Raw genomic sequence first — 15552 nt, forward strand, 5'->3', positions numbered from 1 at the left:
ACAATGACACCCCTTTTGAGTGGCAAGGCGACGGAATGATTGTCACTCCTTCGACTGAACCTCCCTCAGAAGCACACATCCTGCGTTCTGACTACCCCTCCGACGCCTTACCGCCCGAACGAGTGGACCCCGCTGATGCGCCGGCCTTCACGCCCCCCGCGCCCTGGCCGCCCAAAGCGGGCTTTCCGCCACCCGAAGGTGCCTCGAATGATTCCAACGCCTCAAGAACGTCCTGGACACGGGAGATCTCCGCCTGAATGTCCTCGCGCCTGCGCACCAGGACCTCCAGCTCGCGCCGTCCCTCGTCCACGAGCCGCTCGGCCTCGGCCTGCGCCTCCGCGAGCACCTTCTCGGCCTGCCGCGACAGCTCGGCCTTCTTCGTCTCGGCCTCCTTGAGCAGCGTCTCCGCCTTGCGCACCGCGGCGATGCGGACCTTGCTCGCCTCGCTGCTCGCGTCCGACACCAGCTCCTTGGCCTTCGCCTCCGCCTCCGCGCTCTGCTCGGTCGCCGCGCGGACCAGCTTGTCCACGCGCTCGCCCGCCGACTTCATCTGCTCCGCCGACTCCCGGCGGGCCCGCTCGTGCAGCTCCTCGACCTCGGACTCGACGCGCGCACGCAGCTCCTCCGCCCGCTCCCTTATGGCGGCGGCGTCGCTGCGCGCCCCGACCAGCAGCTCGTCCGCGTCGGTACGGGCCTTCTCCACCAGGGTGTTGCCCTCGACGGTCGCCTCCGAGGTGATCCGCGCGGCCTCCTTGCGCGCCGCGTCCACCATCGCGTCGGCCTGCTCCTCCGCCGCCGTCGTGGCGGCCAGGGCCTGCCGGCCGGCCTCGGAGGTCAGCTGGTCGGCCTCCGCCGCCGCCTCCGTGATGAGCCGGTCCACCTGCTCCGCGGCCTCGCGGCGGCGCTTGTTGGCCTCCTCGCGCGCCTCGTCCAGCGCCCGCTCGGACTCCTCCCGGGCCTCCGTACGCATGCGGTCCGCCTCGGTCGCGGCCTCCGCCTTGACCCGCTCCGCCTCGGAACGGGTGCGCGTCGCGTGCTCCTGCGCCGAAGCCAGCGCCTCGGCCGCCTCCGCGCGCAGCCGCTCGGCCTCGCCCGCCGCCTCGCCGACCGTGCGCTCGTTGTCCTTGCGGGTCTGCTCGGTGAGCTTCTCCGCCTCCGACACGGCCTCGGTGATGAGCCGGTCCGCCTGCTCGGCGGCGTCCGTGCGCAGCCGGTTGCCCTCCGCGCGCGCCTCGTCGAGGGTCTGCTCCGCCTCGCGTTCGGCGCTCGCCAGGGTCTCGTTCGCCGCGGCCGTGACGCGCTCCGCCTCCGCGGTGGCCTCGCCGATGATCCGGCCGCCCTCCGCGCGGGCCTCGTCCAGGGTCTGCGCGGCCTCGGCGCGCAGCCGCTCCGCCTCCGCCGCGGCCTCGCCGACCGTCAGCTCGTTGGCCGCACGGGTCTCCTCGACCAGACGGTCGCCCTCCGCACGGGACTCGACCAGGATCCGCGCCGAGTCCCGCTCGGCCGCGGCCAGCGTCGCCGCGGCCTGCGCCGTCAGCTTCTCCGCCTCGGCCGCCGCCTCGGTGACCAGGCGGTCGGCCTGCTCCGCGGCGTCGCTGCGCAGCCGGTTCGCCTCGGCGCGGGCCTCGTCCAGCGTGGCCGCCGCCTCGGCGCGGGCGGCCTCCGCCGCCTCCTGGGCCTGCGCAGTAAGGCGCTCGGCCTCCGCCGACGCCTCGCCCACCGTCAGCTCGTTGGCCGCGCGGGTCTCCTCCGTCAGCCGCTCCGCCTCCGCGGTGGCCTCGGCGATGAGCCGGTCCGCCTGCTCGGCGGCCTCGGTGCGCAGGCGGTTGCCCTCGGCGCGGGCCTCGTCCAGGACGGACGCCGCCTCGGCACGGGTGGCCTCGGCCGCCTGCTCGGCCTCCGCCGTGAGGCGCTGGGCCTCCGCGGTGGCCTCGGCGACCGTCAGCTCGTTGGCCGCGCGGGTCTCCTCGGTGACCCGCTCCGCCTCCGCCGTCGCCTCGGCCGTGATGCGGGCACCCTCGGCGCGGGAGGCCTCCAGGGATTCTGCCGCCTCGTTCCGGATCCGGTTGGCGTCGTCACGGGCGTCGGCCCGGGTGCGCGCAGCGTTCTGCTCGGCTGCCGCCAGGGCGTCGGTGGCCTCGGTGCGGACCCGCTGCGCGTACTCGGCGGTGTCGGCGCGCAGCTGCTCCGCCTCCGCGATGGCGTCGCCCACCGTGCGCTCGGCCAGGGCCTTCGCCGCGTCCGTCTCGACCTTGGCCTCGGCGCGCACCCGGGCCGCGTCCTCGGCGGCCCGGTCCCGCTCGGCGTGCGCGTCGGCGCGGACCCGGTCCGCCTCCTCCTGCGCCTCGCCGCGGGTGCGCTCCGCCGCGTGCTCGGCGGCGCTGCGCAGCCCGGCGATCTCCTCCTCGGCCTGCTCGTGCAGCCCGGCCACGGAGTCCCGTACCTGCTGGGCGGTGGCCTCGGCCGCCGCGACCAGCTCCGACGCGCGGCGCTCCGCCTCCTCGGTCAGGCGGGCCGCCTCGGCCTGCGCCTCCTCCGAGCGCTTGCGGGCCTGCGCCAGCAGCTCCTCGCTCTCCTCGCGGGCCTGGGCCCGCTCGTTGCCCGCGTCCGTCCGGGCCGCCGACAGGGTCTCCTCGGCCTCCCGGCGCCGCCGGGCGGCCTCCTCCTGGGCGGCGGCCAGCGCCTCCGCGGCCTCCTCGGCGACCCGCTCGGCCGCGGCCTTCGCCTCCGCGCGCAGCCGGTCCGCGGTCTCCTGCGCCTCCGTGCGCACCCGCTCGGCCTCGGCCTCCGCCTCGGCGCGCAGCCGTACGGAGACCAGCTCGGCCTCCGCCCGGACCCGGCCGGCGTCCTGCGCGGCCTCGGCGCGCAGCTGCTCGGCCTCCGCCTCCGCATGGCCCTGGAGGGTGCGGACCCGCTCCGCCGCCTCGGCGCGCAGCCGGTCGTTCTCCTCGGTGGTCTCCTTGCGGATGTTCTCCGCCGCCAGCCGGGACTCGCGCAGCGTCTGCTCGGCCGACGCCAGGCGCGCCTCGGCGTCCGACTGCAGCCGCGCCAGCTCCGCGTCGGCCTCCGCCCGCTTGGCCGCCAGGGCCTGCTCGGTCTCCTCGCGCCGCGCCCGCACCGCCGCGTCCGCCTCGGCGGTGACCGCCGCGGCCTGCTCCTCGGCCTCGGCGCGCAGCCGCTCGGCCTCGGCGCGGGTGCGCTCCAGGGTCTCCTCGGCCTGCCGGCGCAGGGTGGTGGCCCGCTCCACGGCCTCGGCGCGGACCCGCTCGCTCTCCGCGCTCGCGCCGGAACGCAGCTCGTCGGCGTCCGCCTTGGCCTTGCCCAGCAGCTCCTCGGCGGTCTTGGCCGCCTCCTCGATCTGCCCGACCGCCTCGCGGCGGGCCTCCCCGCGGATCCGCTCGCCCTCGGCGACGGCCTCCGCGCGCAGCTGCTCGGCCTCCCCGCGCAGCCGCCGCGCCTCCTCCTGGAGTTCGACCGTACGGGCCCGGTACTCCTCGGTGTCGTCCTTCGCCGCGCCCTTGAGCTCCGCGGCCGCGTCGGCCGCCTGGGCGCGCAGCCGCTCCGCCTCGGCCTCCGCCTCGCGGCGGATCCGCTCGGCCTCCTCGGAGGCGGCGCGGGTGGTCGCCCGGGCGTCCTCGGAGGCCTTGTTCAGCACGTCCTCGGCGGTACGGGCCGCCTTCGCCAGCTGCGCCGCCATGTCCTCGGCGGCCGCCGTACGGGCCTGCTCGCCGGCCTCGGTACGCAGCCGCTCCGCCTCCGCGCGGGCGTCGGCCAGCGCGTGCTCGGCCTCGGCCTTGAGGGCCTCGGCCTCCTTGGTGGCCTCGCCGACCAGCCGGGCCACCTGCTCCTTCGCGGTGCGGGTGCGCTGCTCGTTGACGGACTCGGCCGAGGCGAGCTGCCGGGCGGCGCTCTCCTTGGCCTCGGCGAGCAGGGACTCCGCCTCGGCCCGGGCCGCGCGCAGCGCCCCGTCGGCCTCCTGGACCCGCGCCTCGGCCACCCGGCCGAGGTCCAGGGTCTGCTGCCGGGTCTGCTCGGCCTCGGCGGTGGTGGTGGAGCGCAGCCGCTCGGCGTGCTCGGTGGCCTCCTGGGCCTGCACGGAGGCGGCGGCCAGCAGCCGCTCGGCCTCCTTGCGGGCGCGCAGCAGCGTGGACTCGGCCTCGGCACGGGCCGCCTCGGCGTCGGCGGCGAGCCTGCGGCGGGCCTCCTCGGCGGTCCGGGCGGCCTCGGCGCGGGCGGCGTTCAGCGCCTGCTCGGCCTCGGCGCGGGACTCCTCCATGAGCCGGCGGGCCTGGGACTCGGTACGGGCACGCAGCTGCTCGGCCCAGGCGACGTTCTCGTTGACGTGCGCCTCGACCGTCTGGCGGCGCTCGTTGAGCTCCTGGTCCAGGCGCTGGCGGCGGTTGACGGCCTCGGCGTGCAGCTCGGCCTGGAGGCGCGCCTGGTGCTCGGCGTGCTCCTGGAGGATCCGCTGGGTCTGCGCCCGGGCGTCACGCAGTTCGCGTTCGGCGTCGGAGCGCATCTGGTCGGCCTGGATCTGGGCATTGCGCAGCAGCTGCTCCGCCTGGTATCCCATGTCCGCGCCGTCGTAGGCGGGCCGGGACGCGAGGGCACGGCGCACCTCGTGGAGCTTGGCCCGCAGCACCTCGACCTGGTAGCCCAGGTCCTCGGCGTGCTGGACGGCCTTCCCGCGCTCCTTCCTCAGCCGCTCCATCTCGGCTTCGAGGCGCGTGAGATGGTCGGCTTCAGCCTGATGGCTCTCCTGGCTTTCGTAGCCGAGCACAGCGCGGTCCCGTCCGTCCCCTGGTCGCAAGCTCACCTCAATTGAGCATCGCTCGCCCGCTGAACGACGCCCCCGGGGAAATGGTGTCAGAAACCGGGGCAGGGGTATCGGGCCCCGCCCCGTCTCCGACCGCACCCCGGCCGAGCCATGGCCACTCTACCGGCCGGGGAATGGGGGCATCAGTGCTCCGGGTTGCTGGTGACCAGTTCGGTGAGGACTCCGTGGCAGTCCTTGGGGTGCAGGAAGGTGATCCGGGAGCCCATCGAGCCGATGCGGGGCTGGTCGTAGAGGACGCGGACGCCCTTGCCGCGGATGGCCTCGGCGTCGCCGTCGACGTCCGCCGTGCCGAAGGCGATGTGGTGGACGCCCTCGCCGTTCTTGGCGAGCCACTTGCCCACCGCGGAGTCCTCGCGAATGGGTTCCAGGAGCTGGAGGTACGAGGCACCTCCGTCGGAGGTCTCGTTGATCTTCAACATGGCCTCGCGGACTCCCTGCTCCTCGTTGACCTCGGTGTGGAACACCTCGAAGCCGTACGTGGCACGGTAGAACTCGACGGTCTTGTCCAGGTCGAAGCAGGCGATCCCGATGTGGTCGATTCTTGTCAGCATGGGTCCAGTGCACCGCCGAGGAGGCCGGTCACGCAACGTGCCAGCGATCACACCGACTGCCCGGTGACTGCGCGGGTACTGCTCAGTACATTCAGGTAAACCCTCGTTCACTCCTCAGCTTCCCCGCTGAAAGGGGATTCGCCCTCATGTCCGGAACGAACAACACCACCTCAGTGATCGTCGCCGGGGCCCGCACCCCCATGGGACGGCTGCTCGGTTCGCTGAAGTCCTTCTCGGGCGCCGACCTCGGCGGCTTCGCCATCAAGTCCGCGCTGGAGCGGGCCGGGATCTCCGGCGACCAGGTCCAGTACGTGATCATGGGCCAGGTGCTCCAGGCCGGCGCGGGCCAGATCCCCGCCCGCCAGGCGGCCGTCAAGGCCGGCATCCCGATGAACGTGCCCGCGCTCACCATCAACAAGGTGTGCCTCTCGGGCCTCGACGCCATCGCCCTCGCCGACCAGCTCATCCGCGCGGGCGAGTTCGACATCGTGGTCGCCGGCGGCCAGGAGTCGATGACCAACGCCCCGCACCTGCTGCCGAAGTCCCGCGAGGGCTACAAGTACGGCGCGATCGAGATGCTGGACGCGATGGCCCACGACGGCCTCACCGACGCCTTCGAGAACATCGCGATGGGCGAGTCCACGGAGAAGCACAACACCCGCCTGGGCATCGAGCGCGCTCCGCAGGACGAGTTCGCCGCCGCCTCGCACCAGCGCGCCGCCGCCGCGCAGAAGAACGGCGTCTTCGAGGCCGAGATCACCCCGGTCGAGATCCCGCAGCGCAAGGGCGACCCGGTGATCTTCTCCGTCGACGAGGGCGTCCGCCCGGAGACCACGGTGGAGTCCCTGGGCAAGCTGCGCCCGGCGTTCGCCAAGGACGGCACCATCACCGCCGGCACCTCCTCGCAGATCTCCGACGGCGCCGCCGCCGTGGTCGTGATGAGCAAGGCCAAGGCCGAGGAGCTGGGCCTGGACTGGATCGCCGAGATCGGCGCCCACGGCAATGTGGCCGGCCCGGACAACTCCCTCCAGTCGCAGCCCTCGAACGCGATCGTGCACGCGCTGAAGAAGGAGGGCCTGGAGGTCTCCGACCTGGACCTCATCGAGATCAACGAGGCCTTCGCGGCGGTCGCCGTGCAGTCAATGAAGGACCTCGGCGTGACCCCGGAAAAGGTGAACGTCAACGGCGGCGCCATTGCCCTGGGCCACCCGATCGGCATGTCCGGCGCCCGCGTGGTGCTCCACCTGGCGCTGGAGCTCAAGCGGCGCGGCGGCGGGGTCGGCGCGGCCGCGCTGTGCGGCGGCGGCGGCCAGGGCGACGCCCTCGTGATCCGCGTCCCGAAGGCGTAGGTGCTGCGCTGATGGTGACGGTGGACGTCCCCGCGCTGGTGGCGCAGGCCCGCGAGGGCCGGCCGCGGGCGGTTGCCCGGCTGATCTCGCTGGTCGAGGGGGCGTCCCCGCACCTGCGCGAGGTCATGGCCGCCCTGGCCCCGCTCACGGGCGGCGCGTACGTGGTCGGGCTGACCGGCTCCCCGGGGGTCGGCAAGTCGACCTCGACCTCGGCCCTGGTCACGGCCTACCGCAAGGCCGGCAAGCGGGTCGGCGTGCTCGCGGTGGACCCGTCCTCGCCCTTCTCGGGCGGGGCCCTGCTCGGTGACCGGGTGCGGATGTCGGACCACGCCTCCGACCCGGGGGTCTACATCCGTTCCATGGCCACCCGGGGGCACCTGGGCGGGCTCGCGTGGGCGGCGCCGCAGGCGATCCGCGTCCTGGACGCGGCCGGCTGCGACGTGATCCTGGTCGAGACGGTCGGTGTCGGGCAGTCGGAGGTGGAGATCGCCTCGCAGGCCGACACCTCGGTGGTGCTGCTCGCGCCCGGGATGGGCGACGGGATCCAGGCCGCGAAGGCGGGCATCCTGGAGATCGGCGACGTGTACGTGGTCAACAAGGCCGACCGGGACGGCGCGGACGCGACCGCCCGGGAGCTGAACCACATGCTGGGCCTGGGCGAGGCCAGGGGGCCCGGCGACTGGCGCCCGCCGATCGTCAAGACCGTCGCGGCCCGGGCCCAGGGCATCGACGAGCTGGTCGAACAGCTGGAGAAGCACCGGGCGTGGATGGACGAGCGCGGGGTGCTGGCCGAGCGCCGGACCGCGCGGGCGGCGCGCGAGGTGGAGACCATCGCGATCACCGCCCTGCGGAGCCGGCTGGCCGACCTGCACGGGGACGCGCATCTGGGGGCGCTGGCGGGGAAGGTCGCCGCCGGTGAGCTGGACCCGTACGCGGCGGCCGACGCGCTGCTGGAGAGCCTGACCGAGGGCTGAGCCCTCGGGGGCGGGGCGGGGGGTTCTCTCTCCCCGCCCCGCCCTTCATCCGTGTTCCGGGGCGGTGCCCCGGACCCCGCGCCCCGACCGCCGGCGGCGCTCAGGAACCGTCGCTTCCGTCGTTGTCGTTGCCGTTGCCGTTTTCGTCGTTGTCGTTCGAGTCCGAGTGGGACGGGGTGACCTGGGCCGTCGTGGCGTTCACGTCGACGTTCGCGGTGGTGCCGTCGGTGGCCTTGATCTCGACGTGCCAGTACGGGGCGCGGCCGTTGTCATCGTCGTCGTCCCAGTCGAGCGAACGGACCTGGCCCGGGTGCGCGGCGAGTGCCGCCTTCATGGCCTGGTCGGCGGTGACCTTGGCGGCGATCAGCGCCTTGTACTCGCCGCTGTCCTCGTCGTGGTCCTGGTTGCGCTGGGTGACGGCTCCGCTCGCGGCGTTCACCTCCAGCTCGGCATGGCCCTTGCCGTCCTTGCCGATCACGTTCACGTGCCAGACCGAACCGTCCTGGTCGAGGGACTCGACGTAGCCCGGGTAGTGCTTCAGGGCCGCCGCAGCGGCCCCCTGGGCGTCGACGTCGGCACGGGCGGCGGTGGCGGCGGGAACGGTTCTCGCCGCGTCGGCGGATACCGCTGCCGCGGCCGCCACCGGGCCTCCCGCCACCAGGGCCACGGACACGGCCGCAGAGACATACAGGGTGCGCTTCATGGCTGGACCTCCTAGGGCCGGCCGGAGCGCATGCGGTTGCCCGGCGTTCGGCCGGCGATGAGCTGTACCGCCCATTCTCCGGCCGACCGCCGGGTACGGCGCCTTGAGCGCCGGGTTCAGATCTTGCCGCGGGTGCCGCGCAGGTGTTCCGCGACGGGGGCCAGCGAGGTGCGCAGGGCCTGCAGGGCCTCCGGGGGGAGCAGGTCGATGAAGTGCTCCCGGACGGACGCCACGTGGTGCGGGGCGACCTTGCGCATGGTCTCCATGCCCTCGTCGGTGAGCACGGCGTACAGCCCCCGCCGGTCGGACTCGCAGTTGACCCGCCGCACCAGGCCGGCGGTCTCCATGCGGGTGATCTGGTGGGACAGCCGGCTCTTGGACTGCAGGGTGGCGGTGGCCAGGTCGCTCATGCGCATCCGGTGGCCCTCCGACTCCGAGAGGTTCACCAGGATCTCGTAGTCGTTGTTGGTGAGTCCGAAGGGCTGGAGATCCTTTTCCAGCTGGTGCATCAGCAGTCTGCTGACGTCCAGGTGGGTGCGCCAGGCGCACTGTTCGGCTTCGGTGAGCCAGCGGGTGGCCGTCTCGGTCTCCATCGTCTCCATGAATGAACTCTACCTAAGAAGTTGAATTACGTACAAAAATAGGAAGATCTTCTCGGCCCGCGAAGCGTGAGGCGCCTCACAGGCCCAGCCGCCGCTGCAGGTCGCCGAGCTGCCCCGGCATCCGCGGCACCCCCAGCTGCCCCAGCGGACCCTGGCCGGCCCCCGGAACGCCCTGCGCGTTCCCCGTGGCCGCGCCGGCGCCCACCGCGCCGACCGACTGCTCCGCCATCAGCATCTCGCTCGACTGCAGCAGCACCGTGCCCGCCCCGACGAACTCGAACTGGTGCTCCTCGCCCGAGGCGCCGCCGAGACCCGTCAGCGCGCGCAGCCCGCCGATCACGCCGGACATGTAGCCGTGGTCGTAGTGGTGGCACGGGGAGGGGCAGTCCGCCCAGCCCACCAGCGCCTGCGGGTCCACGCGCAGCGGCGGCTCCATGAAGACCACCGGACCGTTGGACGCCGCGACGAACTTCCCGGTTCCGATCAGCGTGAGGAAACCCGGCACGATCGACTGCTTCAGCGCGAGGGAGGGCTGGTACGCCAGCAGGTTGCCTGACCGGATGGTCAGGTTGCCGTCGTCCAGGTCGTAGGAGTTCACGTCGAAGGCGCGGTCGGCCAGCAGCATCTTGCCCTGGCCCTCCGCCACCACCCAGTCGCTCGCGTGCAGCGGCGAGTGGAAGCTGGTGCGCAGCAGCCGGTCGAAGCGGCCGTGGCCGATGCCGTTGAACTCGATGCGCCCGTAGTACGAGATCATCTTGCCCTTCTGCAGGAACCACTGGTTCCCCTTGAGCTCCACGCAGAAGGTGTACTTGTTCACGTTGTCGTCGGAGGGCAGCGTGTACGGGTCGAAGACCGTCGGACCGCCCGGCCCGCCGCTCACGGGGCCAAAGTTCACAGCTTCTCCTCCGAGGCCTGTACGTAGACCGCGCCCTGGCCGGACAGTTCCAGCTGGAACGCCTCGCCCGAGCCGCGCCCCACCATGTCCCGCCAGCCGAGCGCGGTGGAGAGCTTGTTCCTGACGTCCCCGTGGTGGGCCACGTACGCCTGCGGGTCGACGTGGACCGGCCGGTTCGGGGTGATGGGGAGCTCGATGACCCCGCCGTGGGCCATCACGGCGACCGCGCCGTGGCCCTTGAGGGTGGTGGTGAACAGGCCCTGCCCCGTCACCTGGCCGCGCACCATGCCCATGACCCCGCCCTGCGAGCCCATGAACATCGTGCCCTGCTGGAGGGTGCCGTCGAAGGCGAGCAGCCGGTCCGCCTCCACGTAGAGGGTGTCGCCCTGGAGGTTGATCACCTGGATGTGGTGGCCGCCGTGGCCGAACATCACCGTGCCGCTGCCCTCCACCTCCATCAGCGGGGTCTGCTCGTTCGCCACCCGGCGCCCGATCATGCCCATGACGCCGCCCTGGCCGCCGGTGATGCTCGGGGTGAAGGACACCTCGCCGCGGTAGGCGAGCATCGCCCCGCGCTGGCTGTACATCTTCTGCCCGGGGACCACCTGGGCCTCGACCATCTTCGAGTTGATCTCGCGGAACGGCATCAGATGTCACCCCCGATCGTGTTGCGCTCGCTGGGCTGCACGTACACCAGGCCCTCGCCCTCGAACCGGATCTGGAACGCCTCGCCGGAGCCCTCGCCGATCAGGGTGCGGAAGGTGATCCCCGACTGGAAGGACTGCTGGAGGTTGCCGGTGTGGGCGATGTACGCGCCCGGGTCCACCGAGAGGGGGTACTGGGCGCTGACGCGCAGCACCACCGCCGGGCCGTCGGACATGATCGCCGCCTGGCCGGAGCCCTCCACGGTCGTCGTGAAGAGCCCGTTGCCGGTGCTCGCGCCGCGCAGGCCGGTGAACGTCGTGCCGGTGCGCAGGGAGGAGTCGGTGCACAGCAGGTTGCTGGACTCGACGTACAGCTTCTCCCCGTGCAGGTTCACCAGGTTGATCTCACTCGCACGGTCCGCGAAATAGCAGGTGCCGTGCCCCTGTACCTCCATCACGGTCATCTGCTCGCCGGTGAGCCGGCGCGTCACCATTCCGCGGAGGCCTTCGCCGCCGCCCGTCATCTTCTTGAAGGCCATCTGCCCGTCGTACGCGACCATGGAGCCGTTCTTCGCTTTCACGGCGTCCCCGGTCAGCTCGACGGCCAGCACCTTGCTGCCTTGGAGTCGGAACTGAGCCACGGGGATGACGGTATCGGCACCGGGCGGCACCGAACAGGGTCCGGAGGCCGATATGCGCCACATTCGCCGGGGTTGGGGCTTCCGGCCCCCCGCCCGAAGATCCCCGGGAGCGGCTGAGACACTGGAACGGCCCCCCGGTCCCCGGCCCCGAAGGTTCCACGTGGACATCAAGACCGCCTCCGCCCTGCACCGGCTGCGCCTCATCTCCGTCCCGGAGGCGCTGTCGTTCCCGGCCCTGCTGATCTTCGGCTCCCTGCTGAGCCGGATCTCGGACATCGACTACCTGATGATGCCGCTGGGCATCCTGCACGGGATCCTGTTCGTCATCTACGCGGTCTTCCTGCTGGACGTGTGGAACAAGGCGAAGTGGCCGCTGAAGAAGGTCGCCCTCTTCTTCCTGCTGGCGCTGCTGCCGTTCGGCGGGCTCTACGGCGACCGGCTGCTCAAGCGGGACGAGGCCGACAGCGTCGTCGCCGCCCGCGCGCGTGAGGCGGCCCGGGCGTGATCGTCGCGTTCTCGGTGACCCCGCTGGGGGTGGGTGAGGAGGTCGGCGAGTACGTCGCCGACGCGGTGCGCGTGGTGCGCGAGTCCGGGCTGCCGAACCGCACCGACGCCATGTTCACCACCGTGGAAGGTGAGTGGGACGAGGTGATGGACGTCGTCCGGCGTGCCGTGGCCGCAGTGGAGGAGCGCGCCCCGAGGGTCTCCTTCATCTTGAAGGCCGACATCCGCCCTGGCGTCACCGACGGCATCACCTCGAAGGTCGAAACGGTCGAACGCCACCTCGCGCGGGACTGACCCCGCCCCCCGAAGCCGCTTCCGCGAGCGCCCCCCGCCCCCTCCGGCGGGGGGCGCTCGCGCACGTCCCGGGGTCAGTCCGCCGGGGCGCCCGAGGCCAGGGCTATGGCCAGCGGGGTGCGCTCGTAGCGGACCTGGTGGCCGTGGCGGGCGGAGATCAGCAGGCCCGCCTCCTGAAGCACCTTCAGATGGGCCGAGACCGTGGACGCGGCCAGGCCCAGCCGGTGGGCCAGCGCCGTGGTGGACGCCGGCTCCTCCAGGGCGCACAGCACGTCGGCCCGGGCCCGGCCCAGCAGCCGGGCGAGAGCGGCCGGGGTGTCCTGCCGTACCGGGGTCCACAGGGCGCCGATGCCCCGGGCCGCGTAGACCACGGTCGGCTGCCAGGGCGGTTCGAAGCCGCCCGCGATCTGCGGCCAGACGAAGGCGCTCGGCATCAGCAGCAGCCCCTGGCCGCCCAGGACCCGCGCGTAGTGGGAGGGCCGCTCGATGGTCAGGGTGAGAGAGGCGGAGTCCCAGGAGACGTCCGGGTGGAGCCCGTCGAAGAGGGCCTCCAGCCCGCCGGCGGCGAGCCGGCGGGTGTGGAAGAGGACGTCCGCCTCCAGCAGGGCCCGCAGCCGCGGCCAGTGCGGCTCGACCAGCGCCGTCCAGGCCCGCTCCAAGAGGTCGGCCAGCTCCCGTACGGACCGGGCGGGGTCCGCGAGCAGGTAACGGCCCAGCTCGCTGTCGAGCGCGCCCGGGGTGCAGGCCAGGGAGCGGCGCATGTCCTCGCGCGCCTCGTCCGGGTCCGCCGCGCGGACCAGGGCCAGCTCCTCCGCGAAGGAGACGCCCGGTCCCGCCGGCGGCGGGCTGACGAAGTCCGTGCTGTGCCCGCGCCGGGGCATCAGCAGCCACAGCGGCCGCAGGTCCAGCCCCGCGGCCGCGGCGCGGATCCCGCGCAGCCAGGGCAGGTGGTAGCCCTGCCGGTCGGGGCGCTTGAGGGTGCGCACCGCCTCCTGGGTCTCCCACAGGGGCGACAGCGCGAACCGGCAGCGCAGCAGGTCCTCGTGCCCGAAGTGGTGGAGCAGTCCCATGCCCGGCCGCCTTCCTCGTGTACGCGCCGACGTGCCGACCGGGGGACTCTGCCGCAACATTCGTCCCCACGCGAATCACTGCACCCCCGGCCCCGGCCCCGGAAGGCTGTGGCGCATGCCGACCGACTCCGAAGTCCCCGCCGGCGGGCCCGCCCCCCGCACCGCCCCCCGCCCCGCCGCGTCCGGCGCCCCGGGTGCCGGGCCCGACGTGACGCCGGGCCGCCGCCCCGCCGCGTCCCCGGCCGCCGGGGCGCCGCCCGCTGCGGGGGACGCCGGACCCGCCGCCGCGGGGGCCGGTTACCGGGACGTGTTCCGCGTCCCCGAGTTCCCCGCCGTCTTCGCCGCGCACCTGATGTCCGTGCTCGGCGTCGTCGTCGCCGAGATCTCCCTCACCGTCCTGGTCTACCGCGCCACCGGCTCACCCCTGATGAGCGCGCTCACCTTCGCCCTCGGCTTCCTCCCCTACGCCTTCGGCGGCACCCTGCTCGCCGGGATCGCCGACCGGTACCCCGCCCGGCGGGTGCTCACCGCCTGCGACCTGCTGTGCGCCGCCTGCGCGGCGGCCATGGTCTGGCCGGGCACGCCCATCGCGGGGATCCTCGTCCTGCGCTGCGCCATGGCCTTCGTCGCGCCGCTCTTCCAGGGCGCCCGCAGCGCCTCCCTCGCCGACATCCTCGGCTCCGGCGAGGCCTTCGTCCTCGGCCGGTCGCTGCTGCGGATGGTCGCGCAGAGCGCCCAGCTCACCGGCTTCGGCCTCGGCGGCCTGCTGCTGACCGTCACGGCCCCGCGCGGGGCGATCGCCCTCACCGCCGCCGGGTTCCTGGCCTCCGCCCTGCTGCTGCGCCTGGGCACCCGCCCCCGGCCCGCCCGCGCCGGGGCCGTCCGGCATTCCGCGCTCGGCGGGCTGCGCGCCGTGTTCGGGAACCGCCGGCTGCGCGCCCTGACCCTGCTGTGCTGGATGCCGTCCGCCTTCACCGTCGTCCCGGAGGCCCTGCTCACCCCCTACGCCGACGGCATCGGCGCCGGGACCGTCACCCTCGGGATCCTGATGTGCGCCCTTCCCGTGGGCACCATCGCGGGTGAACTCTGGGCCGGCTCCGCCCTCACCGCGCGGACGCGGGCGCGGATCACCGCCCCGCTGGCCGCCGTCTGCCTGCTCCCCCTCCTCCTGTACGCGCTCCGCCCCGGCCCCGTCGCCGTCGCGGTGGCGCTGGTCCTGGCCGGGCTGGCGCACGCCCATGCCCTCGGCGTCGACCGGATGTACGTGGACGCCGTCCCCGACGAGCTGCGGGGCCGGGCGATGACCCTGCTGAGCACCGGGGTGATGACCCTCCAAGGGGTTGGCATGGCGCTGGCCGGAGCCGCCGCCGAGGTCTTCCCCGCCCATGCCGTCGTGGCCGGGTCGGCCGTGCTCGGCACCCTCGTCATCCTCGTCCTGCTCGCGGAGCTCCGCGCCACCGGGGCCCGTGCCGGGCGGGCCGAAGAGTGAGACGGGCGGCACCGGAAATGAACCGCCCGGTAGGGTCTGGTGGATGCCGAAGCCGCTCAGCCTCCCCTTCGATCCCATCGCCCGCGCCGACGAGCTGTGGCGCCAGCGCTGGGGGCCCGTGCCGTCCATGGCCGCGATCACCTCGATCATGCGCGCGCACCAGATCCTGCTCGGCGAGGTCGACGCGGTGGTCAAGCCGTACGGCCTGACCTTCGCCCGGTACGAGGCGCTCGTGCTGCTCACGTTCTCCCAGGCGGGGGAGCTGCCGATGTCGAAGATCGGCGAGCGCCTGATGGTCCACCCGACCTCGGTGACGAACACCGTGGACCGGCTGGTGAGGTCCGGGCTGGTGGCCAAGCGGCCCAACCCGCAGGACGGGCGCGGCACGCTCGCCTCGATCACGGAGAAGGGCCGCGAGGTCGTCGAGGCGGCGACCAAGGACCTGATGGCGGTCGACTTCGGCCTCGGCGTCTACGACGCCGAGGAGTGCGCGGAGATCTTCGCCCTGCTCAGGCCGCTGCGGGTGGCCGCCGGCGACTTCGAGGAGGGCTGAGCGCCGGGGTGCGTCAAGATCGAGCAAATCGGGCGGTTACGCTCGACGGCATGAAACGAAGCGTGCTGACCCGCTACCGCGTCATGGCCTACGTGACCGCGGTCATGCTCCTGATCCTCTGTGCCTGCATGGTGGCGAAGTACGGCTTCGACACCGGCGCCGACCTGACCCTCGCGGTCTCGCAGGTCCACGGCGTGCTCTTCATGATCTACCTGGTCTTCGCCTTCGACCTCGGCTCCAAGGCCAAGTGGCCCTTCGGCAAGCTGCTGTGGGTCCTGGCGTCGGGCACGATCCCGCTGGCCGCCTTCTTCGTCGAGCGCGGCGTGCGCGCCGAGGTGGAGCCGCTGGTCGCGGACGCCCCGGTCACCGTCGGCGCGTAGCGGCGTCCGGGCCCGCTCGCGCGGGACTGCAGCGACGCTCGACATCACACCCCCGGGGAAGACTCC

At 73.4% G+C, this 15552-nt stretch carries 15 protein-coding genes; 7 read left to right on the forward strand and 8 right to left on the reverse strand.

The annotated features are described in order from the left end of the window. Positions 1-91: 91 nt before the first annotated feature. Positions 92-4780, reverse strand: a complete 4689-nt coding sequence (scy, locus tag BX286_RS25200; protein WP_079429808.1) for a polarized growth protein Scy — start codon at positions 4778-4780, stop codon at positions 92-94. A gap of 179 nt (positions 4781-4959) precedes the next feature. Continuing rightward, positions 4960-5388, reverse strand: a complete 429-nt coding sequence (mce, locus tag BX286_RS25205) for a methylmalonyl-CoA epimerase (RefSeq protein ID WP_079429809.1) — start codon at positions 5386-5388, stop codon at positions 4960-4962. 146 nt (positions 5389-5534) lie between these two features. On the opposite strand from mce, the gene BX286_RS25210 reads away from it, so the two are divergent. Then, positions 5535-6737: an acetyl-CoA C-acetyltransferase gene (locus tag BX286_RS25210; protein WP_079429810.1), complete on the forward strand. Its 1203-nt coding sequence runs from the start codon at positions 5535-5537 to the stop codon at positions 6735-6737. Between the two features lie 11 nt (positions 6738-6748). Then, positions 6749-7711, forward strand: coding sequence for a methylmalonyl Co-A mutase-associated GTPase MeaB (gene meaB / locus BX286_RS25215; protein WP_079429811.1), 963 nt, complete (start codon positions 6749-6751; stop codon positions 7709-7711). Positions 7712-7811: 100 nt separating this feature from the next. Here meaB and BX286_RS25220 read toward each other — a convergent pair whose 3' ends face one another. From BX286_RS25220 to BX286_RS25240, 5 genes are all read right to left on the reverse strand, one after another. Next, on the reverse strand, positions 7812-8414 hold the full coding sequence (locus BX286_RS25220; protein WP_121016382.1) for a PepSY domain-containing protein: 603 nt from the start codon (positions 8412-8414) through the stop codon (positions 7812-7814). Positions 8415-8530: 116 nt separating this feature from the next. After that, complete coding sequence (locus BX286_RS25225; protein ID WP_079429813.1) at positions 8531-9007, reverse strand: MarR family winged helix-turn-helix transcriptional regulator; 477 nt, start codon at positions 9005-9007, stop codon at positions 8531-8533. An 85-nt stretch (positions 9008-9092) separates the two neighbouring features. Then, the gene (locus tag BX286_RS25230; protein ID WP_079429814.1) at positions 9093-9896 is read right to left on the reverse strand and encodes an AIM24 family protein; all 804 of its coding nucleotides are present in this window, start codon (positions 9894-9896) and stop codon (positions 9093-9095) included. Between the two features lie 11 nt (positions 9897-9907). After that, entirely contained in the window at positions 9908-10558 is a 651-nt protein-coding gene (locus tag BX286_RS25235) for an AIM24 family protein (protein WP_079429815.1), read from the reverse strand. Then, positions 10558-11196, reverse strand: coding sequence for an AIM24 family protein (locus tag BX286_RS25240; RefSeq protein ID WP_079431962.1), 639 nt, complete (start codon positions 11194-11196; stop codon positions 10558-10560). Before BX286_RS25240 ends, BX286_RS25235 begins: the two co-directional genes overlap by 1 nt. Positions 11197-11356: 160 nt before the next feature. On the opposite strand from BX286_RS25240, the gene BX286_RS25245 reads away from it, so the two are divergent. Together BX286_RS25245 and BX286_RS25250 are read left to right on the forward strand one after the other, a co-directional pair. Next, the gene (locus tag BX286_RS25245) at positions 11357-11701 is read left to right on the forward strand and encodes a DUF3817 domain-containing protein (protein WP_079429816.1); all 345 of its coding nucleotides are present in this window, start codon (positions 11357-11359) and stop codon (positions 11699-11701) included. After that, positions 11698-11994, forward strand: a complete 297-nt coding sequence (locus BX286_RS25250; protein ID WP_079429817.1) for an MTH1187 family thiamine-binding protein — start codon at positions 11698-11700, stop codon at positions 11992-11994. Before BX286_RS25245 ends, BX286_RS25250 begins: the two co-directional genes overlap by 4 nt. Before the next feature lie 74 nt (positions 11995-12068). Here the strand turns inward: BX286_RS25250 and BX286_RS25255 are convergent, their stop codons facing one another. Continuing rightward, positions 12069-13064 carry a DUF5937 family protein gene (locus BX286_RS25255; RefSeq protein WP_121016384.1) on the reverse strand — a complete coding sequence of 332 codons (996 nt, stop codon included), beginning with the start codon at positions 13062-13064 and terminating at the stop codon, positions 12069-12071. Between the two features lie 115 nt (positions 13065-13179). Here BX286_RS25255 and BX286_RS25260 point away from each other — a divergent pair, with 115 nt between their 5' ends. Genes BX286_RS25260 through BX286_RS25270 form a run of 3 tightly spaced genes read left to right on the forward strand, consistent with a single transcriptional unit; the run spans position 13180 to position 15486 of the window. Continuing rightward, entirely contained in the window at positions 13180-14553 is a 1374-nt protein-coding gene (locus tag BX286_RS25260) for an MFS transporter (RefSeq protein WP_079429819.1), read from the forward strand. Positions 14554-14596: 43 nt separating this feature from the next. Continuing rightward, positions 14597-15106, forward strand: a complete 510-nt coding sequence (locus BX286_RS25265; RefSeq protein WP_079429820.1) for a MarR family winged helix-turn-helix transcriptional regulator — start codon at positions 14597-14599, stop codon at positions 15104-15106. A gap of 50 nt (positions 15107-15156) precedes the next feature. Beyond that, positions 15157-15486, forward strand: coding sequence for a DUF3817 domain-containing protein (locus BX286_RS25270; protein WP_045948372.1), 330 nt, complete (start codon positions 15157-15159; stop codon positions 15484-15486). Positions 15487-15552 lie beyond the last annotated feature (66 nt).

It is taken from the genome of Streptomyces sp. 3211.6 (genome assembly GCF_003634815.1).
GTDB classification, from domain to species: domain Bacteria; phylum Actinomycetota; class Actinomycetes; order Streptomycetales; family Streptomycetaceae; genus Streptomyces; species Streptomyces katrae_A.

What these genes read in the sequence shown, in the direction of transcription:
- BX286_RS25210 (WP_079429810.1), top strand. Translation starts at nt 5,535, where the DNA reads ATGTCCGGAACGAACAACACCACCTCAGTGATCGTCGCCGGGGCCCGC.
- BX286_RS25265 (WP_079429820.1), top strand. Translation starts at nt 14,597, where the DNA reads ATGCCGAAGCCGCTCAGCCTCCCCTTCGATCCCATCGCCCGCGCCGAC.
- BX286_RS25270 (WP_045948372.1), top strand. Translation starts at nt 15,157, where the DNA reads ATGAAACGAAGCGTGCTGACCCGCTACCGCGTCATGGCCTACGTGACC.
- BX286_RS25255 (WP_121016384.1), bottom strand. Translation starts at nt 13,064, where the DNA reads ATGGGACTGCTCCACCACTTCGGGCACGAGGACCTGCTGCGCTGCCGG.
- BX286_RS25225 (WP_079429813.1), bottom strand. Translation starts at nt 9,007, where the DNA reads ATGGAGACCGAGACGGCCACCCGCTGGCTCACCGAAGCCGAACAGTGC.
- BX286_RS25235 (WP_079429815.1), bottom strand. Translation starts at nt 10,558, where the DNA reads ATGCCGTTCCGCGAGATCAACTCGAAGATGGTCGAGGCCCAGGTGGTC.
- meaB (WP_079429811.1), top strand. Translation starts at nt 6,749, where the DNA reads ATGGTGACGGTGGACGTCCCCGCGCTGGTGGCGCAGGCCCGCGAGGGC.
- BX286_RS25260 (WP_079429819.1), top strand. Translation starts at nt 13,180, where the DNA reads ATGCCGACCGACTCCGAAGTCCCCGCCGGCGGGCCCGCCCCCCGCACC.
- mce (WP_079429809.1), bottom strand. Translation starts at nt 5,388, where the DNA reads ATGCTGACAAGAATCGACCACATCGGGATCGCCTGCTTCGACCTGGAC.
- BX286_RS25220 (WP_121016382.1), bottom strand. Translation starts at nt 8,414, where the DNA reads ATGAAGCGCACCCTGTATGTCTCTGCGGCCGTGTCCGTGGCCCTGGTG.